At 36.3% G+C, this 25270-nt stretch carries 24 protein-coding genes; 4 read left to right on the plus strand and 20 right to left on the minus strand.

The genetic code is table 11. The features are described from left to right. Window positions 1–186 (plus strand): integrase core domain-containing protein (locus DRF57_RS11790; RefSeq protein WP_157969888.1); only part of this gene is annotated, 186 nt, incomplete at its 5' end. A gap of 164 nt (window positions 187–350) precedes the next feature. Here DRF57_RS11790 and DRF57_RS11795 read toward each other — a convergent pair. The 8 genes from DRF57_RS11795 to DRF57_RS11830 all read right to left on the minus strand — a co-directional run bounded on the left by DRF57_RS11795 (window position 351) and on the right by DRF57_RS11830 (window position 9868). Further along, on the minus strand, window positions 351–1589 hold the full coding sequence (locus DRF57_RS11795; RefSeq protein ID WP_115918661.1) for an amidohydrolase: 1239 nt from the start codon (window positions 1587–1589) through the stop codon (window positions 351–353). Window positions 1590–1669: 80 nt separating this feature from the next. Then, complete coding sequence (locus DRF57_RS11800; RefSeq protein ID WP_115918663.1) at window positions 1670–2515, minus strand: AraC family transcriptional regulator; 846 nt, start codon at window positions 2513–2515, stop codon at window positions 1670–1672. Window positions 2516–2727: 212 nt separating this feature from the next. Then, entirely contained in the window at window positions 2728–3396 is a 669-nt protein-coding gene (locus DRF57_RS11805) for an ankyrin repeat domain-containing protein (RefSeq protein ID WP_047492293.1), read from the minus strand. A gap of 25 nt (window positions 3397–3421) precedes the next feature. Beyond that, the gene (locus DRF57_RS11810; protein WP_115918665.1) at window positions 3422–4756 is read right to left on the minus strand and encodes an amidohydrolase; all 1335 of its coding nucleotides are present in this window, start codon (window positions 4754–4756) and stop codon (window positions 3422–3424) included. 528 nt (window positions 4757–5284) lie between these two features. Next, window positions 5285–6574, minus strand: coding sequence for a glutamate-1-semialdehyde 2,1-aminomutase (hemL, locus tag DRF57_RS11815; RefSeq protein ID WP_115918667.1), 1290 nt, complete (start codon window positions 6572–6574; stop codon window positions 5285–5287). Between the two features lie 73 nt (window positions 6575–6647). Beyond that, the gene (locus DRF57_RS11820; protein WP_047492285.1) at window positions 6648–7706 is read right to left on the minus strand and encodes a glucosaminidase domain-containing protein; all 1059 of its coding nucleotides are present in this window, start codon (window positions 7704–7706) and stop codon (window positions 6648–6650) included. 15 nt (window positions 7707–7721) lie between these two features. Further along, the gene (locus tag DRF57_RS11825) at window positions 7722–8630 is read right to left on the minus strand and encodes a 1-aminocyclopropane-1-carboxylate deaminase/D-cysteine desulfhydrase (protein WP_115918669.1); all 909 of its coding nucleotides are present in this window, start codon (window positions 8628–8630) and stop codon (window positions 7722–7724) included. A 908-nt stretch (window positions 8631–9538) separates the two neighbouring features. Next, the gene (locus DRF57_RS11830; protein WP_115918671.1) at window positions 9539–9868 is read right to left on the minus strand and encodes a hypothetical protein; all 330 of its coding nucleotides are present in this window, start codon (window positions 9866–9868) and stop codon (window positions 9539–9541) included. A gap of 40 nt (window positions 9869–9908) precedes the next feature. Between DRF57_RS11830 and DRF57_RS11835 the strand changes: the two genes are divergently transcribed. The 3 genes from DRF57_RS11835 (at window position 9909) to DRF57_RS11845 (ending at window position 12746) form a co-directional block, all read left to right on the plus strand. Continuing rightward, the gene (locus tag DRF57_RS11835) at window positions 9909–10091 is read left to right on the plus strand and encodes a DUF5522 domain-containing protein (RefSeq protein ID WP_047492275.1); all 183 of its coding nucleotides are present in this window, start codon (window positions 9909–9911) and stop codon (window positions 10089–10091) included. Window position 10092: 1 nt separating this feature from the next. Continuing rightward, window positions 10093–10620, plus strand: coding sequence for a DUF4136 domain-containing protein (locus tag DRF57_RS11840; protein ID WP_047492272.1), 528 nt, complete (start codon window positions 10093–10095; stop codon window positions 10618–10620). Between the two features lie 335 nt (window positions 10621–10955). Further along, window positions 10956–12746: an endonuclease gene (locus DRF57_RS11845; RefSeq protein ID WP_115918673.1), complete on the plus strand. Its 1791-nt coding sequence runs from the start codon at window positions 10956–10958 to the stop codon at window positions 12744–12746. 218 nt (window positions 12747–12964) lie between these two features. On the opposite strand, the gene DRF57_RS11850 is transcribed toward DRF57_RS11845, so the two are convergent. The 12 genes from DRF57_RS11850 to DRF57_RS11910 all read right to left on the minus strand — a co-directional run bounded on the left by DRF57_RS11850 (window position 12965) and on the right by DRF57_RS11910 (window position 25250). Beyond that, complete coding sequence (locus tag DRF57_RS11850; RefSeq protein ID WP_115918675.1) at window positions 12965–13345, minus strand: hypothetical protein; 381 nt, start codon at window positions 13343–13345, stop codon at window positions 12965–12967. After that, window positions 13326–13886: a LemA family protein gene (locus tag DRF57_RS11855; protein WP_047492265.1), complete on the minus strand. Its 561-nt coding sequence runs from the start codon at window positions 13884–13886 to the stop codon at window positions 13326–13328. The genes DRF57_RS11850 and DRF57_RS11855 overlap by 20 nt, the downstream gene beginning before the upstream one ends. Then, complete coding sequence (locus tag DRF57_RS11860; RefSeq protein WP_115918677.1) at window positions 13886–14668, minus strand: hypothetical protein; 783 nt, start codon at window positions 14666–14668, stop codon at window positions 13886–13888. Before DRF57_RS11860 ends, DRF57_RS11855 begins: the two co-directional genes overlap by 1 nt. An 81-nt stretch (window positions 14669–14749) precedes the next feature. Further along, window positions 14750–15520, minus strand: coding sequence for a hypothetical protein (locus DRF57_RS11865; RefSeq protein WP_115918679.1), 771 nt, complete (start codon window positions 15518–15520; stop codon window positions 14750–14752). Between the two features lie 64 nt (window positions 15521–15584). Beyond that, on the minus strand, window positions 15585–16304 hold the full coding sequence (locus DRF57_RS11870) for a hypothetical protein (protein WP_123863316.1): 720 nt from the start codon (window positions 16302–16304) through the stop codon (window positions 15585–15587). Window position 16305: 1 nt separating this feature from the next. After that, window positions 16306–16911, minus strand: a complete 606-nt coding sequence (locus tag DRF57_RS11875; RefSeq protein WP_115918683.1) for a hypothetical protein — start codon at window positions 16909–16911, stop codon at window positions 16306–16308. Between the two features lies 1 nt (window position 16912). Then, window positions 16913–19705: an OmpA family protein gene (locus tag DRF57_RS11880; RefSeq protein ID WP_047492251.1), complete on the minus strand. Its 2793-nt coding sequence runs from the start codon at window positions 19703–19705 to the stop codon at window positions 16913–16915. Then, window positions 19690–20202 (minus strand): DUF4280 domain-containing protein, encoded by a 513-nt coding sequence (locus DRF57_RS11885; protein WP_047492247.1) that lies wholly within the window; start codon window positions 20200–20202, stop codon window positions 19690–19692. Before DRF57_RS11885 ends, DRF57_RS11880 begins: the two co-directional genes overlap by 16 nt. Before the next feature lie 2 nt (window positions 20203–20204). After that, complete coding sequence (locus DRF57_RS11890; RefSeq protein ID WP_115918685.1) at window positions 20205–21248, minus strand: hypothetical protein; 1044 nt, start codon at window positions 21246–21248, stop codon at window positions 20205–20207. A 13-nt stretch (window positions 21249–21261) separates the two neighbouring features. Beyond that, window positions 21262–22305 (minus strand): hypothetical protein, encoded by a 1044-nt coding sequence (locus tag DRF57_RS11895; RefSeq protein WP_115918687.1) that lies wholly within the window; start codon window positions 22303–22305, stop codon window positions 21262–21264. Between the two features lie 160 nt (window positions 22306–22465). After that, the gene (locus DRF57_RS11900; protein ID WP_241508022.1) at window positions 22466–23425 is read right to left on the minus strand and encodes a DUF2931 family protein; all 960 of its coding nucleotides are present in this window, start codon (window positions 23423–23425) and stop codon (window positions 22466–22468) included. A 361-nt stretch (window positions 23426–23786) separates the two neighbouring features. Then, the gene (locus tag DRF57_RS11910; protein WP_047492233.1) at window positions 23787–25250 is read right to left on the minus strand and encodes a phospholipase effector Tle1 domain-containing protein; all 1464 of its coding nucleotides are present in this window, start codon (window positions 25248–25250) and stop codon (window positions 23787–23789) included. Window positions 25251–25270: the final 20 nt, after the last annotated feature.

Below are 25270 nucleotides of genomic sequence, written 5' to 3' on the forward strand. Positions count from 1 at the left end.
AGAATTAATGGGATATTAAAGCAGGAGTTTCTTTTTTGTAAAACAAAAAATATGCACCACTTAAGTTCATTAATAAAAGAAAGTATTTGGCTTTATAATACGAAAAGACCACATCTAAGTCTTAATATGCAAACACCAGATACAGTCCATAAAAAATCCGAAGAAACAAATGCATCTCCGAATTAAATATTGTTTAATTTTATGTCAACCTATTTTAGGACGACTCACTTTCATTTTGCTCTGGATATACAAGTCATATACTTTCAGACAAGCTGTAAACAATCAACCACCGGAAAAATCCGATGGCTGATCTACAAAAAACAAGTGTATATAAAAAATATATATTCTTTCTAATTTCTCCAAAACAGATTCCCGTCATTCATCAGGGCTTCTATTGTGGTCATCCTGGAAACAGCTTCTGCGGAGCATGATGCATTGGTAAGAATAATAGCCGCTTCATCTCCTGCTTTAGGCCACTGCTGTTTTCCTTTTTCATCCAGTGGAAGAATACTCTGGGTAGCAAACTGCAGTGCTCTTGATAATGCCAGCTCTGTCGCATATCCATACAGTTCAGCGATCAGGTTTGCTTTCTGCAGCATATTTCCTGATCCGAAAGTACTCCAGTAATCCTGTACATTATCGTTTCCTATCAATACATTCACCCCATATTTCTTTAAGGTAGGTATAGGCATTACAGTTCCTTTGAACGGGACAGAAGATGCTATTCCCACTTTCCCTTCAGCCAGCCTTTCAGCAATCTGTTCTGTTTCTTTTGGAGAAAGATGGGCTAAAGCAAAAGCATGACTTACAAATATTTTCCCTTGAAGTTCCGGGTTTTCAATAGCTTTATCGATCAGGTAATTCATGGTTTTCATACCTGATTCTCCTACCTCATGGAGGTGAATATCAATTCCTTTATGATGATCTAAAGCCAACTGAACGGTAAAGTCCATTACCTTTTCGATACTTCCATCAATACTTAAAGGATCAAGTCCCCCAATAAAGCCTACACTTTTCAGCTGTGCCGCTTCTTTCAGTAAAGGAGCTGTATCGGTATAATATACTCCATGCTGTGGGAAAGCCACCAGCTCAGCTTTGAAAGAGTCTTTTTTATTTTCAAGGGCCTGCTCCAGATGTTCAAGTGATTGTAATCCCGAAGTAGGATCAATATTAAAATGGGTTCTTGCAAAATGAGTCCCATAATGTTGCTGCAGGTTGATGAGCTGTTCAGCTCTTTCTACAGAAGTTTTTAACAGTTCAGGAATAATCTCCTGTTCATAGGCAATCATATCTTTTACCGTTCTCCTTTTCGGAGAGAGTGCCTGCCATGGAAGTCCGTATAATGTTTTATCCAAATGGATGTGCATATCTCTGAAAGCAGGAAGCATCAGATATCCTTTAGCATCTATAGCGTTTGAAGCCGGTTCATTAATTTTTACTGCTTTTATTTTCCCATCTTCAATGTCAATACTGAAAAGATCTGTTTTTGTACCTGTTACCTCTTCATTTTCGTATTCAAAACCTGTCTCCAGGCGGACATTTTTCAGTGAGTATTTTCCTTTTGCAGCTAATTGATATGGAAATTGCATGATTTAAAATTTTAACAATACAAAATTACATCAGCTCTTCCTCAAAACCGGTGTATCAATTATGTCATATGTTGTACAAATTATTCTTTAAACTGAGAGGGAGTCATCCCGGTTTGTGCCTTAAAGAATTTCGAAAAGCTGGCATGGTCATAAAAACCAAGATCATATACAATGTCTTTTACAGACATTTCAGAAACTTTCAGAAGACGTTTTGCTTCTAATAAAATTCTGTCCTGAATAAGGGATGATGCTGAAGCATTGAGATTTTTTTTGCAGACAATATTCAGATAATTGGCAGAAATATTAAGTTTATCTGCATAGAAAGAAACGGATCTTTCAGTTTTAAAATGTTCATCAATCAGATGTAAGAATTTTGAAATAATAGGATTTGAATTATAGACTTCAAAATCTTTGAAAGCACCTTCCACAGACTTACTTACCAACAGGCCTATCAGCTCACTTCTCTTCTGGATCAGTTCCCAAAAAACCTTATCTCCATTCAGTTCTTTCTGGATTGCCTGAAATTCATATCTGAAAGTGGTAAAAATATCCTGGGAAAGATTGATCACCGGATGGTTCTGGTAATAGGATGCGGAAAATCTTAATGAAGGCAGAAAACTTTCAAACCAATCCCTGCTGATCATCAGCTGGTACCCTATTGTTTCTTTTTCAATCACCCATTGATGCACCTGATCCGGAAAAACAAGATGGATCTGGAAATCTTTCACCTGATATTCTACGAAATCAATGGTATGAGAACCAACTCCCTTTTCAAAAAGATTAATGATAAAAAAATCGTGTTTATGGGGATCATCAATAGAACGTGCCCCGTAAAGTTCGTTAAACAGCAGATTGCAGCCCTTAAGCTGATTCTCACTAAACTCCTGAATTCCTAAAATGGGAAAATGATCCGTATGATAACCCACACTACCTGAATTTCTCCTAAAATTAATAAAAATTATGAGAGAAAAATTAAAATAACCACAAAAGAAACAAATACTGAATCCTTTGTGGTTCAAACACAAACTAAAATATATCTAAATTTATCAATTACAGGATATTAAGTAATGCAAAGACAAAAGGATAAAACTCAATACAGCTTAACTCTTTGCACTTCTACGCCTACTCCTATGGCATGCTATGATGTTAAGATCTCAGCTATTTCTTTAAAACCTAGTGATTCTGCATGTTCCAAAGGAGTCTTCCCTGAATGGTCAGGAATGTTGATATCTGCGCCATTATCTTTTAAAATCTGCACGATTTCCTGATATTTCCGGGTACCATTTCCAAGGATCACGGCTTCCATTAATGCCGTCCATCCTAAGCGGTTCACGTGATTGATTGGGAAACCTTTTGCCTTTACTAAAACTTTTACAGTTTCTACATATCCCCGTTCACATGCCGGAATTAATGCGGTACCATTATATCGGTTATACAAATCAAAACGGGCTCCGTTATCCAGAAATAATATCACCAATTCTGTCTGCCCGCTTGCTCCTGCATATAAAAACGGACTGTCTTTCTGATGATCCTGGAGGTTCACATCGGCTTTATACGAAACAAGCAGCTTTGCCATTTCTATATTCTTTTCTACTGTTGCCAGCAGTAATAATGAACGTCCCCTTTTATCCTGAGTATTAACATCCGCTCCATTTTCTAAAGCAGATTTTACGGCCGTGAGATCATTGTTTTTCACCTTTTCTATAATATTTTCCTGAGGTCTCGTATCTTCTTTTGAGAAATCAACCGGTTTCTCTCCGCAGGCACTCATACTTCCGAATGTTAAAAGAAATACTAAAACTTTCATAATCGTTTATTTTTAGGCCGAAAACTTAAAAGACTACATTTCCCTGATGCACCAATGATTCAACATTTGAAATCCTAGATACAGCTTCTGCAGAGCAGCTTGCCTTCAGCAATACAAAATCTGCCTGGTCACCTGTTTTGGGCCACTGCTGATTTCCTTTATCATCTAATGGAAGGATATTTCCTGTCGCCAGTTTTAAACTTCTTGACAGTAAAAATTCTGTAGAATACCCATATAACTGGGCCATCAGGTTGGCTTTCTCCAGCACACTTCCTGTTCCGAAAGTATTCCAGTGGTCTACAATACTGTCATTACCTGTCAATACCTTTACATTATGCTTATATAAGGTTGGAATAGGCATAATCATTCTTCCAAAAGGAATCGTAGAAACAATTCCTATTTGGGCCTCCGCTAATTTTTCGGCTATTTCTTCCTGTTGTGTATTCTCCAGCTTAGCCAGGATGAAACAGTGACTTATATAAGTTTTCCCTTTTAAAGAAGGGTTTTCATTCACTTTTTTAATAAGATATTCTACGGTTTTCAATCCGGAATCTCCGGTTTCATGCAAATGAATATCTATTCCCTTTTGATGATCCAATGCCAACTGAACGGTAAAATCCATTACTTTTTCAATATTTCCGTCAATATTGAATGGATCTACCCCCCCAATGAAATCAATATCCATCTTCGCAGCCTCTTTCAGATAAGGAGCTGAATCGGTATAGAATACCCCATGCTGAGGAAAAGCAACCAGCTCTGCTCCAAAACCTTTCTTCTTATTCTCTAAAGCCTTTTGAAGGTTTTTTAATGATTGAAGTTTTGAAGTAGGTTCAATATTCACATGGCTTCTGGCATATGAGGTTCCTTTTGACTGCAACAGTTCGATCAGTTTTTCGGCTTTAAAAGTTGAATTTTTCAACATCTCAGGAAGCATTTTCTGCTCCAGTTCTATCATCCCTTTGATACCGCCGGTTCTTTTTCTCACGGCCTGCCATTGATCTCCATAAAATGTTTTATCGAGATGAATATGCATGTCTTTAAATGCGGGAAGCATAAGTAATCCTTTTCCGTCTACTGCTTTAGCATGAGGTTGGTTGGGAGCAATTTTTGTGATCTTTCCATGCTCAACTTCTATATAAAACAGATCCGTCTTGGTGGATGCAACTTCTCCTTCCTGATATTCAAACCCGGTTTCCAAACGGACATTTTTAAGGCTTAATTTTCCTTTCGCCAATATATTTTTCTCATCCAAAAAAGGTGATGCTGTCATGATATTAGGGAGTAAAGTTAATCCGGCCATTGCCCATGCAGAATTCCTGATAAAATCCTTACGGGATATATTATTGTCTGAAGTCATCATTTCCAATCTATTTATGACAAAATTAAAAAGAATGATCAGGAACAAAGTGTATGGTTTATTACAAAATCTGTATGATTTATGCTTTGAAAATTTGTTTTTATAGGGTATGATCTAAAAACAGGTAAAAAACAAACGATGACTTTAAGTCTGTTTAAATTTCTAATGTACTGATGATATGTTTTTCTAACACAAACATTATCCATATTTTAAGGGAGCAAAGGATAGAATCAACTTCGTTGACTCGTCGAAGCGCATGGATAAGCATATGTCTTCATCAGCGACGAAGTCGCATCACTTTGCCCGCTTACAATAAAGCGGAATTATTCATCAACTTTGCGTTCATCTTTTTGATCAAAAAAATAATTTCAAACTGACCTATTGAGTCTTGTCAACAAAATATATAAGAATTCCTGAATAAAATTTAAACAGGCTCTTTAACTCTAGAAGTAGAGATTCCCCTTTAAAAGATTGATAGATTGAGTCCTGTTACCCAAAAAAAAAGACCAGATTAAAATCCGGTCTTTTTTATTATTTATTAGAATATTCAAATTTCCTTACTGCTTCCAGCGTCATATCAATTTCTTTCTCCTTGATCGCATCGCTGATGAAATAAGTTTCATATCCGCTTGGTGGAAGATACACTCCATTTTGCAGCATCTGATGGAAGAAGTTATTAAATAACGAATGATTGGCTTCCTGAGCTTCATCAAAATTTGAAACTCTGTTGATATGGAAGAATACAGACATCATAGACCCTTTTCTGTTGATCTTATGGGCAATTCCTTTTTCATTTAAAATTTTTCCGATTTCAAAATCTAAAGTTTCTGTTGTTTTATTCAGTCTGTTGAAGAATTCCGAATCATTTTTAATAAGCTGAAGGGTTTTTAATCCTGCTCTCATAGCCAGTGGATTTCCACTTAACGTTCCAGCCTGATATACGCCTCCTTTTGGAGCCAGATGATCCATAATTTCATTTCTTCCGGCAAAAGCACCTACCGGCAGACCTCCACCGATTACCTTTCCATAGGTTACCAGGTCAGCTTTCACATTGAAAAGCTCCTGAGCTCCACCAAAAGCCAATCTGAAACCGGTCATTACTTCATCAAAAATAAGTAAAGCCCCATTTTCGTCACAGATTCTTCTTAAATTTTGAAGAAAATTATTTTCGGGTAAAACACAACCCATATTTCCTGCAACAGGCTCGATGATCACTGCTGCAATTTCACCCTGATTATGACGGAACAGATCTTCAACCTGTTCAAAATCATTATAACGGGCTAATAAAGTATCTTTAGCTGTTCCTGCTGTTACTCCCGGAGAATTGGGATTTCCGAAGGTAGCAGCTCCACTTCCTGCTTTAATCAGGAATGAATCTGAATGTCCGTGGTAGCAACCTTCAAATTTTACAATTTTATCTCTTCCTGTATACCCTCTTGCCAGTCTGATGGCACTCATACATGCCTCAGTTCCTGAAGAAACCATTCTGATCTGGTCAATATTAGGTACATTTTCAATGATGAATTTTGCAATTTCTGTTTCCAGTTCTGTAGGAGCACCGAAAGAAAAACCTTTCTCAGCCTGAATTTTCAGTTCTTCCAAAACTTCAGGATGGGTATGTCCTAAGATGGCAGGGCCCCATGAATTGATGTAATCGATATACGTATTATCATCTGCATCGGTAAGGTAAGCTCCTTTTGCCGATTTCATGAAAACAGGAACTCCTCCCACTGATTTGAATGCGCGAACCGGAGAGTTTACTCCTCCCGGAATGTATTTGTAGGCTTCATCAAATAAAGCCGAACTTCTTTGATACTTCATATATTAGTTACGGGTTGACAAGAATTGATCAACAGTTAATAAGTAACCGCTAATGATCCTTTATCAACAAAAATTAATTTCTTGGTTTTTTATCTATTAAATAAATTAACTGTCCTGCAGATGGCTGCTGTCCTTCATCCATTCTGTTTTTAGCATATAATTTATGTAATTTGATTCCGAATTTCTGGGCGATATCATGCATATCTTCCCCTGATGCAGCCTTGTAAGTTGCCGTATTTCCCGAAGAATTTTTAGACTCAAGGAAAACAATATCGTTTTTCTTTAATACATCGTTTTCCAGCTCATTCCATTTCATCAGTCTGCTTTCGCTCACTTTAAATTTATTGGCAATAAACTGTACGTTAGTATCTTCAGGAATAACAATATACTTCAGACCATCATTTGGATGGCTTTTGATTAGAATAGAATTAAGAATCTCCGCTTTTGTTTTGATTCTCTCCACTCTTTTCTGCTGCTGTGCATAAGAGGTTTGCTTGTAAGGAACTTCTACAGTAACAGGATCTTTAGCTTTTTTACCCATTTTTGAAGGTTCAAGCTGTGCCATGAAAGCTCTGTCATCCTTAAGATCCGGATACATTTTTAGAACGGCATACAATACTTCATTAGAACTGGTATTGTCGTATTCGTATAATCTGTATTTTTCAATTTTAGTAATCAGGATGGAAGCATAACGTGGATTGGTGGCATATCCCGCTTTTTTAAGACCATAAGCCCAGGCTCTATAATCCTTCATATCCAGATTAAAAAGATTGGCGTAGTATTTCCTTGTAGATAAAAATATGGAATGGTCTTCATAAGACTGTCTTGGATCTTCATACACACGGAAGCATTCATTAGGTGCATCATCTGTATGTTTCATTGTTTTACCTGTCCAGTCTTCCTTGCATTTTATTCCAAAGTGGTTTTTACCCTCCAGCGCCAGTCTGCTTTGCCCTCCTCCTGTTTCCAGCAGTCCCTGAGCAAGGGTAATAGAAGCCGGAATTTTATATTTTTCCATCTCCTCTACCGCATATTTAGCGAATTTTTGGATATACTGATCTTCAGTTGCCCAACTTTGGGCAGAAAATTTTGATAAAACTAAAAGGCTTATTAATAAGAAAAGTCTTTTCATGTTTTTCAATTTTACTTATATAATTAAATTTCTATTCTGTTTTTCTAAAAGCAGATTTGCTCCCTCAATCCCCTGTAATCCTCCTGTATGAAAGCACAATATCCTGCTGTTTTCAGGAAAGTAGTCTTGCTCCATCAATTCAAAAACCCTCTGCATCATCTTTCCTGTATAAATCGGTTCTAAAGGAATATTATATTTCTCTTTAAAATCATTGATAAAACGAATGTTTTCATCATTTATTTTACCATAACCTCCAAAACTTGAATCTATTAGATTAAAATTATGTTTCAAAGTTAATTCTCCTATTTTTTTCTCCAGTGAAGTATCGTCAACGACCTTAAATCCTATAACGTTCTGATTTTCTTCACAAAATCTTGAGATTCCGGCAATGGTCCCTCCTGTTCCCACTGCGGTGCAAAGATAGTCAAAATCTTTTGTTTGCTCATTGAGCATCATTTTTATCCCCTCCACGGCCTCTTCATTGGTACCTCCTTCCGGAACGATCAACGCATCAGGGAACTCCTGTTGCAGGAATTCAGTGAGTTTTTCTTTATGACGGTACTCCTCACGGGTGACAAATTTCAGGTTCATCCCATTTCTTTTGGCAAAAACCAAAGTAGGGTTATCCCGCCATTTATTCTGCAGCTCTTCCCCTCTTATAATTCCCAATGTTGGAATACCCGCCATGTTCCCGGCAGCAGAAACTGCAGAAATATGATTCGAGAAGGCTCCTCCAAAGGTAATAACATAAGGGTTTTCAGGATTTTTTTCCAGATACTTATTGATATTATAGAAAAGTTTCCAGTATTTATTTCCTGAAACTTGAGGATGGATAAGGTCTTCTCTTTTGATAAAAAGGCTCACCTTTTTATCAGTGAAAATTTCCTGAATGGGAACAGGTTCTGTGGGAAGTTGTAATAACATGTTTATTTTTGAACTACTCAAGGTTTATTGATTGCAAAAATAACAAAAGATTTATTTCCTTATAGGTTTCAACAGCTGTCGAAATTCTGATGAGGTATTTTCGTGGAAGAATGTATTTACTAGGTTTTGGCTAAAGCCAATGGTTGAATGTTTCTTCGTAAGCGGGCTAAAGCCCACTTCTATTAAATGGAATAAGCTCTGGTACATAATCAGATTATATTGTAATTTAGTAATACCAGATTCTTACAAAATGACAAACTCTATAGAATCTGTTTTTTGAAATAATAACTCAAATATGACCATGTAAGTAGCAGATATCCACAATCTTTGTCATCCCATAGGGATCTCAGCCATATTTTACGACCAATCATCAAAAATATTTCAATGAGTAGGTTTTGGCTAAAGCCAAGGGATAAATGTTTATTCGTAAGCGGGCTAAAGCCCACTTCTATTAAATGGAATAAGCTCTGGTAGATAATCAGATTATATTGTAATTCAGTAATACCTGATTCTTACAAAATGACAAACTCTATAGAATCTGTTTTTTGAAATAATAACTCAAATATGACCATGTAAATAGCAGCTATCCACAATCTTTGTCATCCCGTAGGGATCTCAGCCACATTTTACGACCAATCACCAAAAATATTTCAATGAGTAGGTTTTGGCTAAAGCCAAGGGATAAATGTTTATTCGTAAGCGGGCTAAAGCCCACTTCTATTAAATGGAATAAGCTCTGGTAGATAATCAGATTATATTGTAATTCAGTAATACCTGATTCTTACAAAAGAACTTATTAGGTAATGCTATTCTCTATGATATCAGGAGAAATCACGACAAATATTTTGAGCCTCAGAAAACTCAACAGGATTTTGACAATGAATGGAAAAATAAAAAACAGAGCTTTATCATTTTATATATTTCCAAAACCCCCACAGTTTTCTTGTTTTGAGATAATTCAAATCTTTTTCTCTTGCGTAAGCTTCTCTTTCAAATGAAATCCTTTTATAGGCCAGATATCCATCTTTTAATTTGAAAAGCCAATAATAATATTCGATGACATAGAAAATATAAAAGAAAATAATAAGCATCTCCAGCTGCTGTCTTAAATGGATCTTTTCGTGATTGATAAGTACTTTATTTTCCTTATCTTCGGGTTTCCTAATGAAGATAAAGGGAAAGAGAGCAATGCCGTTAATTTTTAATTTTTTTAAAGGCTTTTGGCATACAATTATCATAACAACAAATATAAAAAGTTTTTTGACTAACGTTTAACTTATGGCCCATTTTGACATCAAAGAAGGTGAGGACTTTTACTACAACGAACAGGGATACAAGGTTTTTACAGAAAAATTTCATCTGAAAAGAGGACATTGCTGTAAAAGCGGCTGCAGACACTGTCCTTACGGGTATGATAAAAAGACAGATACATTCATTAAAAACGATAAAAAAAATAAATAAAATGAAAAAATATATTTTTATCTTGTTGGCTTCTGCTACATTAGGTCTTACTTCATGTAGCCCTTTTCAGGTACGTTCTGATTATGCTGAAACAGCCAATTTCAATTCTTATAAAACCTATAAAATAAGAATTGATGATTTGAAATTGAATGATATTGATAAAGACAGGGTTTTGAATGAATTATCAAGACAGCTTCAAAGCAAAGGACTTCAGTCCGGAGAGAATCCTGATCTGATCGTCAACGTAAAAGCCAATCATAAAAAAGTAACGGATATCAATTCTTCATCACCTTACGGAATGTGGGGCTGGGGAGGCCCGTTCGGATGGGGCGTAGGAATGAGCAGAACATGGACCAGCAATTATAATGAAGGAGCATTGATCGTAGATCTTATCGATTCAAAAACAAACAAATTAGTTTGGCAAGGTATCGGAAGTGGGATTTCTGTGGATTCACCAAAATCCAAACAGAGACAAATTCCGGAAATTCTTGCTGAGATCATGAAAAATTATCCGCCACAAAGGAAATAAATTAAAGCACTTATTATAGATGCCGGTACATTTGTGCCGGCATTTTTTATGATGGCTATAAGAACAGGTTTAGAATAACTCTGATACAGGATGATTTTAATTAACAAACAAAACTGAAGTCTGATCCTGTTGAATTATGATGCAGACTTTCAGCACTTATCCTATTTTTACATACCGATTTGCTAAAAAATTCTCCTTGCACCTCTATCCTATTTTAATGAACAATACTACTTAATCGCTTATTATGCAAAGCACAATATTGCTTATTGAAAATTAATAATTATGTAATTTTTTATTCATAAAAATGTAGTATTCTTGCTGGAAATAATATTAGTATGAAAAAAATCATTTTATTTTCTGTTTTTGCAGGCCTTGCCAATGCTCAGGCTCCTGCAGGATATTACAATTCTGCCAACGGACTGAGCGGTGCTGCTTTGAAAACGGAATTAAGCACCATTATTACCAATGGACATCAGGATAAAGGTTACAACGGATTGTGGACCGGGTATAAAACCACTGATATTGATAAGAATTATGAAAATGATGGGTCTATCCTTGATATTTACTCAGAAAAGCCTGTAGGAGCAGATCCTTATAACTATACACCGGGCACCAATCAGTGTGGTACTTATTCTACGGAAGGAAATTGCTATAACAGAGAGCATATTGTTCCTCAAAGTTTATTTAATCAATCTTCCCCTATGGTTTCTGATATTCATTTCATCAGAGCTACTGACGGAAAGGTAAACGGTATGAGAAGTAATTATCCTTTCGGACAGGTGGGAAGTGCTACTTTTACATCTAAAAACGGATCTAAGCTTGGAAATTCTACTTCTTCAGGATATTCAGGAACTGTTTTCGAACCGATCGATGAGTTTAAAGGTGATGTGGCACGTATGATCTTTTATTTTGTAACCCGTTATCAGAGTAAGCTTTCTTCTTTTTCTTCAGGAAATATGCTGGGAAGTTCTACATTTCCGGGCTTACAGACATGGGAACTTAATGTTCTTTTAGCCTGGAACAACCAGGATCCCGTTTCTCAGGCTGAAATCAACAGAAATAATGCATCCTATACTTACCAGGGTAATAGAAACCCGTTTATTGATAATCCAAGCTATGTGAATCTTATCTGGGGATCTCAACAGCCAAGCAATGATACACAGGCTCCAACAACGGCTACAGGGTTAGCGGTTAGCGGAAAAACATCTAACAGCATTTCTCTTGGATGGAATGCTTCTTCTGATAACGTAGGTGTTTCTTCTTACGCTGTTTATATGAACGGAAGCCTGAATACTACTGTAAATTCTACTACAGCTACTATTTCAGGTCTCACCCCTTCTACTACCTATACTTTCTATGTGGTTGCTAAAGATGCCGCTGGAAATTCTTCCGCGAACAGCTCTACTGTTTCAGGAACAACCAATGCAGGATCAACCAATCCATCTACAGACTGTGTCAATGAAACTTTTGAAACCATCCCTGCCTCCAGTGCCTCTTATTCTACAAGAACATGGAGCAACGGTGGGATCTCCTGGACAGCTACTGATGCCAGAACAGACCAAACAGTCAACAATAAAGCTATTACCATAAGAAGCGGTTCTTTAACATCAGGTAATTCAGGCAATGGTATTGGTTCTTTAACAGTAACTACCCAGCTGAAGTTTTCCGGAAGTAATGGAAATCTTGATGTAAAAGTAAACGGAACCACAGTAGGAAGTATTCCTTACAGTGCAACGGCAACGACGACTACGATTAACAATATTGATGTTTCTGGTAATGTAACTGTAAGTCTGGTTAATGGTTCTGCAAGTAACAGAATTGCTATTGACGATCTTAAATGGACATGTTATCCTGGTGGAACTGCCAGAAAAGCTCAAACTGCAGCTTTAGAAACGAAAGTTCAAAATTTTAAAATCTCTCCTAACCCAATCACTAATCAGGAAATCTTTGTAAATGGAGATGTACAGCATATCAAAAAAGCAGAGATTTATAATGTACAGGGGAAAGTGATGCAAACGGTTAATCAGCCTTTTAAAAATGGAAATTCTATTAAGACCCAAAATCTTGGTCAGGGAATTTATATTTTAAAACTGGATAATACAACGATGCAGTTTTTGGTAAAATAATCTTGAATTGATAACAATAAGTAAGGCTGGTCTCTATTTTCAGAGACCAGCCTTTATTTTATGCCTGTTTGCCAATACAGAGATTTTCTTACTCCAGAATGCGGTATTAATTTTGACTCAAAGGCTTATTTTTAAAATGTTTAAACCTAAGAAATAGCCGCAGGCTGATCTGACCAAGCAGCCGTGAATTGCACTCTTTATTCCTTATCTTTCCTCAATTACTTGGCATCCTTCTCTTTAATAATCTTTGACCAATCGGTAAACATTTTGGTAATGGTATTGGTATTCATCATACTGAAAAAGAACATCCCTATCAATACAGTGAGCCAGCAATACGCTAATTTCACACCGTTTCTATCCGTGATAAAGAAGAGTATAAATACGGCAAGAGCTCCTATAACAAAGGTAAACATCAGCGTATACAGCAATACATGAATAATATACATATTGAATTTCAGCTTTCTGAATATCCAGCCTATTACAGCTACAGGGATAAATAAAAGCAAAGGTAAAAACAGGGCTCCAAATATCGCGACTTCAGGATATTCTGCCATTTGTTTTTCGAGTCCGAAAAAGGTATTAAAACTGAACTCCGTCATATTGTTTTTCGGCGTTTGTTACTTCCAGTAAAGTTTTGTCTTTATAGCCCAGCATTTTTGCCAGTATTACATTGGGGAATTCATGAATTCCTATATTGTAAAGGTTAATGCTGTCGTTAAAAAATTCTCTTCTGTCTGCTATTTTGTTTTCAAGTTCAGAAATTCTTTTCTGCAGTTCCAAAAAGTTGTTATTGGAAGCAAGCTCCGGGTAGTTTTCAGAAACGGCAAAGAATGAAGATAAAGCCTTTGAAGTTTCATTGGCCAGTTCGGTCTTTTTATCAGCATCTGTAGTACTGTTATAAAAGGTTCTCAGTTCTGTAAGGCGTGTAAGCAGCTTTTCTTCATAGCTCATAAAGTGTTTGGCTACGTTCACCAGATTAGGAATTTCATCTGCTCTTTGTTTCAAAACCACATCAATATTACCGTAGGCTTTTTCTACATTGAATTTGAGCATCACCAGCTTATTATACAAATTGATGAAGAAGCTTATAACGGCAACACCCAGCAGGATCAGTAATATAATTGCAACAGTTTGGTTCATTATTGTGTAAATATAAATATGATTATTAAAAGGATAACAGAACAGGTAAACAGAAAAGACCTCAACAACGGCTGATATTTATTCCATACCGTGATTCCTGATGCAGAGGTGATTCCCAGCACTTTATAATGGTCGTCTTTTCTGATAAATGGCTGTCCGTTTTTAGCATCGGCATAGCCTACCAACAACATTTTTTGACCGTCTTTCAGAAGGGTTTCTTTGTGTCTTTTACTATTATTGCTGCTAATATTTGTTTCTCCGAGAAGGATCAATTCAATTCCTTCGGGTTCTACCTCTATAATTCCCGTTTCATCTTTTATCTGAAAAGGATTACACTGGGTTTCTCTATGTATCGTTCTGTAAGATTCTTTACCGTCTGAATCTTTATCAATATCTTCAATGGTATAATAATACCCGATACAGGTTTCATTGTCTACCGGAGAAAGTAAAGGGTTTTTCATGACCAATGTTCCTTCCACTTCTACAAGTCCTTTAGCTAAGGATTTTATTTTCGAGGTTGGAAGAGATGCCTGCAACCTTAAAAAACGTTTAGCAGAAGTAGGTTTCATTAAGGTAAGAAAAATGAAAACAAAAAATACTACAGGAAAAATAAACAATGCTTTTTCTGCATAAGCATCATAATTACTGGATATTTCATACAGATACTTATGTAACGGCATTTTCTCTTTAAAAATAGTCCACAGAATAAAATAGAGAAAACAAAATCCTATTATTCCCAGAACAATGTATCCCGTATATGACGTTTTCTTTTCGCTCTTCATAGATGATTTGGATATTGAAAGCCCATTAAAACATTCATTAAGAATGGGGATGGCCTTCAAAAATACATTTTATTTCCAAGATTATATGATCTCAAATTCATTTTTTCCCTGCGGAATATAGAAGGTAATATCGAGCATCAGCTCTTCCTGTGTTTTAGGATCTATTAAATATAATGCGGCATCACCATTTGGCCTTTTTAAGACAGCTGTTCTGTTGTCTGCATACAGGATCATCATGGCATCAGCAGGTATCGGCTGAATTTTCATGCCTCCCATAAACTCATTAAGTAATTCTTTGAATCTTCCTTCGGATTCCTGTGGAGACAGATACATCGACTGAGCCATATTTCCTTCTCTTCTTAAAATGAGTTTCTTATACTCATCATATTTGGCATTCTGAATCAGCCTGATGATTTTATTATAGGCCAGATCCAGTTTTTCCCGGCAGTCTTTAACATCCTTAAGGTTCATTCCGTCCTGCCATGCAGTAAGCTTATAAGGAACATCGGCATCAAACGAACTTTCATACCTGATCACAGGTAATTTTTTATCTTCTACGGGTTTAGACTGATAGTCTCCAAACTGTTTATCAAACACAAAATTATTGGTAACATCAAAAAGCTTGATATTGAATTTCAGCTCAGCCTGTTTATCAATTTCGGTTTGCCCTGCCACCGGTAAAATAGAGGCTGTTATCGTCTGTTTTCCTTTTTCCAGTATGGCATAGTTAACAGGGATCATGGTAGATACCTGATTGGTAGCATTCATATGGATAACCGGATAATCATTAATCCTGATCTCAAACATACATGCTGATGCACTGAAGTCAATTACATAATAAGGCTGCTGCATGGGAAATATATACTATTTTTTTACTGGTTTTATTTTATTGAAATTGAAATATTATCTGTTCGGATCAATTAAGAGAAATTTTATCGAGATCCTGATATCCTGATCCTTTCAGCAGATCTTTCCACTCTTTATTTTTAAACACAAATAAGTTACATCTGTATTCATCAGGTTTATTATCTATTTTGGTTTCACAGTAATAATAGATCATTCCTTTATTTTTCCATATGGCCACTTCCTGTCTGAATTTATTTTGAGTCTGTATGATCTCATTGTCTTTGACGTCTGATTCAAAACTTTCATGTACTGTGGTAAAAACAGGTTTCTGAAGGGTTTTGTTTAAGTTTTCAAAAAGAGCTTTTTTTTCAGGTTCGGTATAAATATCCAGCTGGTACATTCCCAGCTCGTCATCCTTTTCATTAGCGAGAGGTCCAATTTCCTGATCTACTTTTCCAAAGTGTAAAAGCACTTTATTGATGTTTTTATTGTTTTTACCGTCTAAACTGATCCCATTAAAATGTAATAATGCTTCTGAAGAAAAAGCTAATCTCTCATTTCCAATCAGAGTTACCTCATCGGTTTGTACGGTATCTTTAGAGGTCATTCCTCCCGATTTTAAAATATCATTGATATTTTGTCCCATCGTCAGAGCAGCAAGATTGAAAGGTCCCGTTTGAGTATCATTCCGGGCTTCAATTTGGGCTTCACTGCTTTTCTTGTCCTGTTGGTTACATGATGTAAATCCCATACAGAGTATTGGTATTAATGCGTATTTTAAATTTTTCATATTATTGTTCATGTCTGGTTATAAAGCTCTGCAATACAGTCTCTCTGTCTTTCATATTTCCGTAATGTGATCCTGTTTTTATAAAATACAGGTTGGTTTCAAAACCTTTTATTTCTTTCTGATCAACACTAATTTTTTTTTTCACCTGCTCCAGCATAATATCAAAACCATCTTTAGTACCCTGCCAGTAATACCCCGAATATGGCCATCTGTCGGTAGCTTCAATAATTATTTTAGGCTCACCATATTTTTTCTTCAATGCAGCTGACAATGCGTCACTTTCCTTAAAATTTTTGGTCGTTATATAATATCCTGACAGTGCATTCTGCTTCTGGTTTTCTACTAAAAATCCGACCTCACTTTTTATGTACTTTCTTTCTTTAGGGTAATCCTGCACAAAACTGATATCTCCATATTGATATTGGTCTACTTTGTAGGTATTGTAATAGGGAAATCCAGTGGTCTGTTCAAGGTCAACTTGCTTAGTGGTATTTTTGATCACTATTTCATTGGCAGCTCCCAATTGTAAAGCTGTCAGATCTGTTTTTGACTGTGAGCTGCAGAAATTAAACAGCATAAGCACACCTGTTACTATTATTTTTCTCATATTATCCCTGCTGAATGAACGGTATCGTTGGAGAGAATCCGGTATATTTCTCCAGCTTTTCTATAACATCGAATTCCGGAAGGATTTCGTATGTTTTATCAAAATCCGCCAGATCCATTTTCCGGTCTCCTTTTAAAATTCCTTTTTTAATATATAAACCAACACTTGCTTTCACGACTACGGTGGCTACCAGACCATCAAACTTTACATCCGGTTTGTAGTATAAAGTTTTCTGGGTGCTGCTCTTCTGGTCATAGATAAGATTATGTCCAAAAGTAGCGGTTGCTTTACCCGTTGCTTTTATCTTACCTTCAGCATAGGCTTCAGCCACAATGATTACAAATTTTGCTTTTACCTCAATACCGGCATCCAATTCAATACCAATCTGAGTTTCCAGTTTTCCATTTCCTTTACTTTCGTCTGAATTGGTATTAAAATGAATTTTTGACTCTCCGGAAAGATTTCCAAAGAGCTTCAGGTCAATATACATATTCAGAGATATCGGATGATCTTCATCAGCCAGCCAGGCTCTCACCTCATCAAGAATCAGTTTTGCGGCCACATTGGCGGTTCCTCCGCTTACCACTCCTACTCCGGCCTGAATCAGCATATCAAGGAGGTCTATAGTCATTTCAATACCTACAATCGGGGAAGCTTTGAAATAAAACTCCAGATCTGTACCAATAGTGGAAAGGGATTTTTTATTTTTCTTCCCTCTTTCCAACATCCATTCTGCTCCCAGACAGAAATTGGGTGGTTTCATTTCTATTGTTAACGGCATTTTACTGGTAAAACTATTTTTCCTGATTTTACCTTTGGTCTGGTCTGTCACTCCTTTTGAAAATTCTTTCAGTGAGCTAAACACTTTATACATCCACTTTATTTTATCCTCAAATTTTAAGGTGGCATCAGCATGACCGTTATATTTATCAGCGGCTGTTCGGTCCCAGTTGGCTTCCATTGTTACCCCAAAATCTATTTCGGTTTGTTTCCATCTTTTTTCTGCTCCTATTTTTCCGGCTTTGCTCTGCATCTCTTTATGCTTTGCAGCAGAAAGATTTTGCCATTTAACGCTTAGATCATTACTCAGATTCAGGAAAAAATGGAAATCCCATTTGATATCAGGATAGGCTTTTATTAAAACTGTTGTACGTTTTTTATTGCTATAAAATCTACAGCTGTGGGCATACATCTGTATTTTATTCGGAGTGGTTGCTTCCGGCCAGATATACTGCAGCGGAAGAGCATTTGCTCTGGATAAATCTGAATATATCGGATAATCGAATGTGGGTGGTGCAAATTTTTTCTCCTTATCTCCGGCATCAATAGCCTGACCTACATCCAGTAATCTTATTTCTTTGGTATGAAGATCATTATTCCTGAAACAGGCTTTCGTATCAAATGCTGAAACATCTATCGTTATATTCCTTTTGGTGGATGAAGAAGGTGCAATGGTATGATAAATAATGGTATTCGCATCATGCGGATAATAATCAAAATAAATATCTACTCTTCGGTTATTTTTATATTCTTTTTCGTCTTTATATTTGATGTTGTCCTTACCGTTTTTATCATCTGTAGCATGGACTTCCCCTTTTCCCAGGGATTTTATTCTTTTGCTGTCCAGTCCTCCGTCCGTAAAAAATTTCTTTACAATATCTGATCTTTTCTGAGAAAGGCTTTGGTTGTACTGCATCTTACCAATCACACAGGCATATCCATCTACGGTTATTGTAGAATGTTGGTGTTCCAGTAAAAAACGAAGAATATTATTCAGTTTCTTTTCTCCGTCACCTTCAATGATTGCAGAATTGAACTCATAAAAAATAGTCGCATGTATGGTTTCTCTTTCTGCTATATTTTTAACGCCAACCCCATTATTAAAAAGCATGATTGGCTTTTTAACTTCTTTATCTTTTTCAAAAACAATGTCGCTGATCTGTATTGTTTCAAATTTGCAGGGTTCATACCTTGCCAGGTTTTTATCCGGTGCATAGATTTTGGTAGGAACAACATTCTGAGGCGGCTGGGGTGCTTCAGCCACCAAGTTATTTTGCATCCTTAAAAACCTTGCGTGGATGTCATCATTATTATCATCTACAATATATTTTCCGGTCTTGGGATCTTTAACCTTTACATACAGCTCTTCTATATTTTTTATATTCTTGATGGTTCCTTTCCATTGTGATGTATTCTGAACCTTCACATTAATCTCCCCATTATTGACCTCCACATCTGTCCATCTTCTCATCATAGGATCATCTTTTGCTCCTCCTCCTGTTCTGATTCTTCTGTAGATTTCAACGATAAGATCTTTTCTTCCATTCAGCCCTTCTGTTCCCAGGTAAAGGTGAATAATATGTCCATAGCTGAAATAATATGTCTGTCTGACATCTTTTCCCCCTTCCTGAGTACTCCATCTGGAGTCTACAATCCTCGGAGGGCAATGTCCAAAGATATATTTTCCTACTTTATTTACTTTATCCGGTTTTCCACCCAGACTTGCTTCTATATAATAAGAGAGAACTCCACATTCTTTTTTACTGAATGTATAGCAGTATACATAGCCCGCAGGTCTTCTAAGCTGGTTAATCACTTTTTGCCGTGCACTGTCTTGCCGTATCCAGATCACTTCCTTTTTTTTGTCTGCTTCAGGGGTACCGGGAAACCATTCTGAAACTTTAAACCAAATAGGTTTTCCGGGTTCAACTCCTATAAAGTCGCCCTGGGTGACTACCACTTTTGTATTGTCCTGAGTCGTAGCTATATTTATTTTCTTTATTCCTTTTGCCATCCCGTATTCTTTGAATTATCACCTGATGTGTCATAAACAGGTTCTTTTTTATACATTTCTTCAGCATTCACCAAAGGATTGATCTGCTGCTGTACATCTTTATCAGCATTCTTAAAATTCTGCTGGCCGGCTTCGGCTCTCTGCCCATGGTCTATAATCTCAATACAAGGAGTTCCTGCCACAGCACAGACCGCTTTACTGTCTTCAAGGATGATAAATCCACCATTGCTAAGCTGTACTTTATCATAAAACTTCTGCCATTCGGTAACCATTATTTTGCATGGCGGTGGTGGTCCCCCGTTTTTTGTACAGTTTCCGAATGTATTTTTTTCAAAAGTGGCACCTCCTATTTCCTTTGTGGTAACGATCAGTTTTTTGGATGCACTTTTATCGTTTGCATATTCTTTTTGGTGCGTAAGCACCTTAAGTTTATCCGGGGCCTGTCCAAACTGACATTTGCACATCGCGCCCTGTACTACAATATGTTTTTCAGCCATGGTTAGAATTCTTTATTTGAGATAACAAGTCTGGTTAGATATTCATTTCCAAATTCAAGACGAACAAAACTGGTGTTGATCTTAAAAGTAACTACTGTAAGTGCCTTTGATGAGTTTTCATCGGTATCCACCGTTGTCTGGTAAAGCTGGGCATTATACCTTGCAAATTTTGTTTTACATTCTGTGGGTGAACTTTCATTGAATACCAGGCCATACGGTAGTCCTGAAACTTTTTGACTGCCATAATACTGCAGGGCATAATATTCTAATCCAGTCGTCATCTGAGTGTAGATCATATTAAAATCATCAAAATCCCAACTGGAGTATTTCCCGTTTTTACAATCTCCACATTCAAGTTCGCTGGGTTGGATCTGTAAAAGCTTCGTAAAGGTTCCGGATGTTGCGGGCAGAGAAACAAACTGCTTTTTACCGAATAAGGTTTGTAATTTTTTTGATGTTACCTTTTCTATTGAATTTCTGGCTTCAAAATCAGCAACCTGAGCTGTGGCCATAGCTTCTGTAGCGGCTACGTCAGCTGCGTCTGCCGCTGCTTCTAAAGCTTCAGAAACCTTTGGTTCATTATAATTTAAAAGAAATTCTTTGATTTCCTGTTCTACTTTTCCTGTAGACTGGGTCTGTTTTACGTCAATATCTTTTTTTGACCAACGGTCGGGAGTAACAGCTTCAAGGAAAACACTGACTTTTGTACTTTTCCCGGACACTTTTTTCATGGTTACATTCCATACTGCCTGCTGAATAAACTGCTTAGGTTTTGCTCCGTTTTTCAATGCCAGTTTCAGATAAGGGTTCTTGTAGTCTTTATCGTATTTTAAATTATAAAGATCAACAGTCGTTGAAAAATTGTCATCAGATGCCGCCGCCGCTTTGGCTTCATCTTTTGTAAAGCCATTACTGAAATAAAATATAGAATTCTGTAATGTTTCAATACTTTTAGGTACGGTAAATTCTACTTTCTGCCCAAAGCACAGGCCAAACCAGGCCATAAAAAGCAGTGTAAGAAGTTTATGATTTAATTTTATTTTCATTTTATTTTGTTTTTTACTGTTCCGTCAGGGCGGATACTACTACTGATATTTTTTTTTCTTCCTTCAGCATAATACTGCACTCCATATACATGGATTCGGGAAGCTGGAGTTTTCCGTTGAGATAATATTTTATCCTGAAATCTCCCTGGTGATTGATTGTTGGGTTATCATCAATAATTAATGAAAAAGGTGATTCGTTGATAAAGTCATATACATCTCTTTCATCATGCAATTTTCCTTCTCCTCCAATATTCACAAGATCGTATTCATCTTTCAGCGGGTCGATCTCCAGTTTTATTTTATACCGGGGCTCTATGGGATTATTTACGACAGGAAAACTTTCTGTTCCCTCAATTTGATAATTCTGTCCAAAACGCTGATAGACTCCGAAGAATAGTGTTCTGATGAAGTAATCATTTTTAAGATACAGGCTGATTGCATCCGGCTCATCCAGTATCGCTTCAATCTTTCTGCAATATTCATCCACTATTTCTCCTTCAAATTCTTTATAGACTTCATTTTTAACATCCGGCCACCGCTCACTGAAAACGAAAAGGTTTTCAACTGCACTGAATTTTCCATATTGATCTACACTTACCTGTAAAGGATATAAAACTTTTGATGTTTTATAGGCCAGTGTATCAGCAATCTCATTTACTTCTTCTTCATTCAGAAACAGATTAGAGGTTCGGTCAATTTCAAAAAAATGCAGGTCATTTTCACTTTTCAGCCAGCGTACTGAGGTTTCGTATTTCAGCTCATTTTTATGATCTCCTCTTTCCAGATTAATAATCACCCCATATTTAAAAAATGAATTACCCGGTTGAAAAATCAGGCTGTTTCCTCTCCCGAACTTCACCAGCTTATTTTTGTCTGCTACTGCCGTTCTTGGAATAAAAAGCTCTTTTTGCCCGGTCAGTTCTATGAGGATCATATCTTTTACCTGACAAAGATTATTGTGAAATAGCTTTAAAGCATCCGCATCAAGGTCATAAAAAGCGGCAATGCTTTTTAAAGTTTCTTCTTGTTGAACGATATGTTTATTAAATTTCTGCATAAAATCATCTTCCCACTTTATTTTTCTACCGGCATACTATCTTTTTCTGAGATGTTGTTGCCAGCAGAGCTATGCCCATAATTTCAATATTTACTTTACAACGCTTACGATTACATCCTTCTCCATATTATGCAGATCCTCATGTAATCCTGGTTTTACACTATTTTGACTTATATTTTTTAAGTTCCCACATATTGTCATGATCAATTTTCTGTATAGGAAACTCATTATTTCCTTGTTTTAAGATCAGTCTTCTATTGGTCAGATCATCATTCATACGAAGGACAATCTCTATAGGTTTGTTTTCATCTACTTTTTTAAATAATGAAAATATCTCTTCTTCATCGAAGTATCTTACTTCAAAAACTGTTTGCTTACCATTTTTGTCTTCAAATAAATAAGATAACAGACGTGGGATCGCTCTTTCCTTAAAAGGATTTTTGTCAATGGTCTCATTAAACAATGTTTCCTCCTCTCCGTTATACATTTCCAATGTCACATTTTTGAAAGTATGATTAGGAATTTCTATGCTGGTTCTCCAGTTATATTTTTTACGGTAGGTATCCCAAATCCCAAACTGAATTCCATTTTTCTTCATATTTTCATATGCCTCAGGAACAGATTTACTCATATCAAAATATTCTTCCTGCGTTATGGTAGGATTTCCGGGAACATAGTCTTTCATAGCTACAGAAGTTTCTTTTGCCTGGTATCGTCCTATTTCTACCTGCTGATCATTACCATACATCCAGACTACTACCACTCCTCCAGGGGCCAGTCCTACGACAACAGAGGAATAGCCTTCTTTTTCATTGGTTCTCCAATTAACGGTTCCTTCTTTAAAAAGTTCTTTTATTTTATCTACAGGCAAGTCCCAGCTTCCGGTATAAAATTTATTTTCTAAAAATGATGCCCAGGTTACCTCAAGTTTAACCGGGACTGCTTTTAAATCACTTCCCTGAGTATGCATAGATCCGCTATAGCCCCAACCTGTATGAGAACTACCCGAACAGGGAATATATACACTGCTGCCATCTTCAAGAAAAAGATGACCTTTATAAATATTCATAGGATATAGAAGGGGTGAACTTTCCGTGGGAAGCCATTTGTATTTTTCCATTTTATTTTGGCATGAGATTAAGGTACTGATGAAAAGTAAACAATAAATTATATTCGTTTTAAAATGCATTTCTTTTTGAGATTTTAATTAAAATATCTTCGGTGAGGTAGTATAAAATAAAGCAATGTGAAAAATACGATCAAACATATATTCGCTATAAGTTTATTTTTATATTTTTTATATTTCCAATAAAATATCTCTACAAAAACATAACCAAACAAAGCAAAAAACAAATACAAAGGGAGTTCATCTAAATCATAGGTTTGTCCGTTGAAACCGCTTTCTGCAAACATAAAATAAAACCCTAAATAAGGGATAAGCAATATAATAAGTCTGAAGAGTATATGTTTTACAGGTATTTTCATGAGTTAAAAGCCATTTCTCGAAATCTTTTTATTTGTAATGTTTTTTTGTCAAAGGTGAAATGAGGATTATACCCAATATCTCCAAATTTTGAGTTCCAGTGTAAGTATCTGTTTCTTAAATATATTAGTAAATTGTGATCCTGTACAATTCGATTAAATTTCTCTGCGGTTATTTTTTTAGCTGCTAGTTGCTTTCGTAGTGCTTCAATTTCTGTATTCGTATAATAAGTCATCTCAGGAGCCGACCCGCTGACATATTCATCGAGCCGTTTTTTAACCTTAGTTAAATCCAGCGGATAATATTTATCTTCAGTCCCGTTAGGAATACGATATGACTTATTTAAATTGGTTATATCAATCGTATTAGAGTAGTTTTCATTGACCTGTTCACTCATTATATGCAGAGGAATAAAACTATACCTGTTACTTATTTTTTCTCTATTAATGTATGTTTCATGCCATGAATTGGGAGCTACCACTTCACTGCGCTTAAACCAACCTTGCTCAATAAGATTATTTAAATCAATATTTAAGGCCCTATCATAGTCTGCATCACTCAAACCATCTCCCACAGTATTATCAAAATCCATGATCTGTTTACTTTCAGGCATATTATGAGTGTAACATCCACCAACATCAGAGTGAACACCCGGTAGAAAAAAATCTTTACCTCCTGGCGCTAGCCTTACTCTTGTCAGCATAAAATTTTCTCTATGCTCATCTGAAGCACATAAATGAATAATTTTCTTTGCTTTTAATGTGTTTAAATTCAGCTCTCCTACATCATTGTTAAAATCGGGGTGTACTGTAATTTCACTCGCTTTAGGATCATAGGAGGATACGGTATCATATACCCCAAGAAATCTAATTTGAAGGGATCCATATTCTATTTTATCGTTATCTAAAATAAACCCTAACAGCCCATTCCTTGGTTTCGTTTGCGTCACTTCATATACGAAATTCCTTGCCGCTGCAGCACCTCGGCTAAAACCAAAAACATCTAGTATAATGGTATTTATTTCAAACCTGCCTTTAAGCTCATTAATTTTCTCAGCTACTCTTTGACAGCCTTTTTGAACCTTCGCTATTACCCCTGTGCTTCCTGCACCGTAAGCCACACCTTTATGATTTGTCTTTTTATCCACATCTCCCTGTAAATCTTCTGTTGCAATCCCTTCGATATATACTTTACTGATATACTTGCTTTTATCTTCATTATACCAGTATTCTTTTCTGGCTACGTTAGATAAATCATTAGTATAGCTATCATCAGATTTATTTGAATGTTTTTTGTAAGCTGCTTTCTCTTCAGCAGTAGGTTTATATCCAGGTTCGTTTCCTGCAGCTTGTGAATTTCTTCTGTTATTCTGTGTACCGTCAAAAAAAACACCGATTCTAATGTCTATCTGCCCTTTTGGGGGTGCTGGCGGTGTATAATTTCCAAATTGATTATTATGCATAGTTTTTCGCTAAAAATTGA

The organism is Chryseobacterium rhizosphaerae (genome assembly GCF_003385455.1).
Taxonomy (GTDB): domain Bacteria; phylum Bacteroidota; class Bacteroidia; order Flavobacteriales; family Weeksellaceae; genus Chryseobacterium; species Chryseobacterium rhizosphaerae.

Bases quoted from the DNA above. Each gene is read 5' to 3' on its own strand.
- DRF57_RS11805 (WP_047492293.1), bottom strand. From the start codon at position 3,396: ATGAAAGTTTTAGTATTTCTTTTAACATTCGGAAGTATGAGTGCCTGC.
- DRF57_RS11865 (WP_115918679.1), bottom strand. From the start codon at position 15,520: ATGCAGCAGCCTTATTATGTAATTGACTTCAGTGCATCAGCATGTATG.
- DRF57_RS11835 (WP_047492275.1), top strand. From the start codon at position 9,909: ATGGCCCATTTTGACATCAAAGAAGGTGAGGACTTTTACTACAACGAA.
- DRF57_RS11880 (WP_047492251.1), bottom strand. From the start codon at position 19,705: ATGGCAAAAGGAATAAAGAAAATAAATATAGCTACGACTCAGGACAAT.
- DRF57_RS11825 (WP_115918669.1), bottom strand. From the start codon at position 8,630: ATGTTATTACAACTTCCCACAGAACCTGTTCCCATTCAGGAAATTTTC.
- DRF57_RS11870 (WP_123863316.1), bottom strand. From the start codon at position 16,304: ATGAAAAATTTAAAATACGCATTAATACCAATACTCTGTATGGGATTT.
- DRF57_RS11840 (WP_047492272.1), top strand. From the start codon at position 10,093: ATGAAAAAATATATTTTTATCTTGTTGGCTTCTGCTACATTAGGTCTT.
- DRF57_RS11885 (WP_047492247.1), bottom strand. From the start codon at position 20,202: ATGGCTGAAAAACATATTGTAGTACAGGGCGCGATGTGCAAATGTCAG.
- DRF57_RS11845 (WP_115918673.1), top strand. From the start codon at position 10,956: ATGAAAAAAATCATTTTATTTTCTGTTTTTGCAGGCCTTGCCAATGCT.
- DRF57_RS11890 (WP_115918685.1), bottom strand. From the start codon at position 21,248: ATGAAAATAAAATTAAATCATAAACTTCTTACACTGCTTTTTATGGCC.
- DRF57_RS11895 (WP_115918687.1), bottom strand. From the start codon at position 22,305: ATGCAGAAATTTAATAAACATATCGTTCAACAAGAAGAAACTTTAAAA.
- DRF57_RS11860 (WP_115918677.1), bottom strand. From the start codon at position 14,668: ATGAAGAGCGAAAAGAAAACGTCATATACGGGATACATTGTTCTGGGA.
- DRF57_RS11795 (WP_115918661.1), bottom strand. From the start codon at position 1,589: ATGCAATTTCCATATCAATTAGCTGCAAAAGGAAAATACTCACTGAAA.
- DRF57_RS11875 (WP_115918683.1), bottom strand. From the start codon at position 16,911: ATGAGAAAAATAATAGTAACAGGTGTGCTTATGCTGTTTAATTTCTGC.
- hemL (WP_115918667.1), bottom strand. From the start codon at position 6,574: ATGAAGTATCAAAGAAGTTCGGCTTTATTTGATGAAGCCTACAAATAC.
- DRF57_RS11910 (WP_047492233.1), bottom strand. From the start codon at position 25,250: ATGCATAATAATCAATTTGGAAATTATACACCGCCAGCACCCCCAAAA.
- DRF57_RS11830 (WP_115918671.1), bottom strand. From the start codon at position 9,868: ATGATAATTGTATGCCAAAAGCCTTTAAAAAAATTAAAAATTAACGGC.
- DRF57_RS11855 (WP_047492265.1), bottom strand. From the start codon at position 13,886: ATGAACCAAACTGTTGCAATTATATTACTGATCCTGCTGGGTGTTGCC.
- DRF57_RS11850 (WP_115918675.1), bottom strand. From the start codon at position 13,345: ATGACGGAGTTCAGTTTTAATACCTTTTTCGGACTCGAAAAACAAATG.
- DRF57_RS11810 (WP_115918665.1), bottom strand. From the start codon at position 4,756: ATGATGACTTCAGACAATAATATATCCCGTAAGGATTTTATCAGGAAT.
- DRF57_RS11820 (WP_047492285.1), bottom strand. From the start codon at position 7,706: ATGAAAAGACTTTTCTTATTAATAAGCCTTTTAGTTTTATCAAAATTT.
- DRF57_RS11900 (WP_241508022.1), bottom strand. From the start codon at position 23,425: ATGGAAAAATACAAATGGCTTCCCACGGAAAGTTCACCCCTTCTATAT.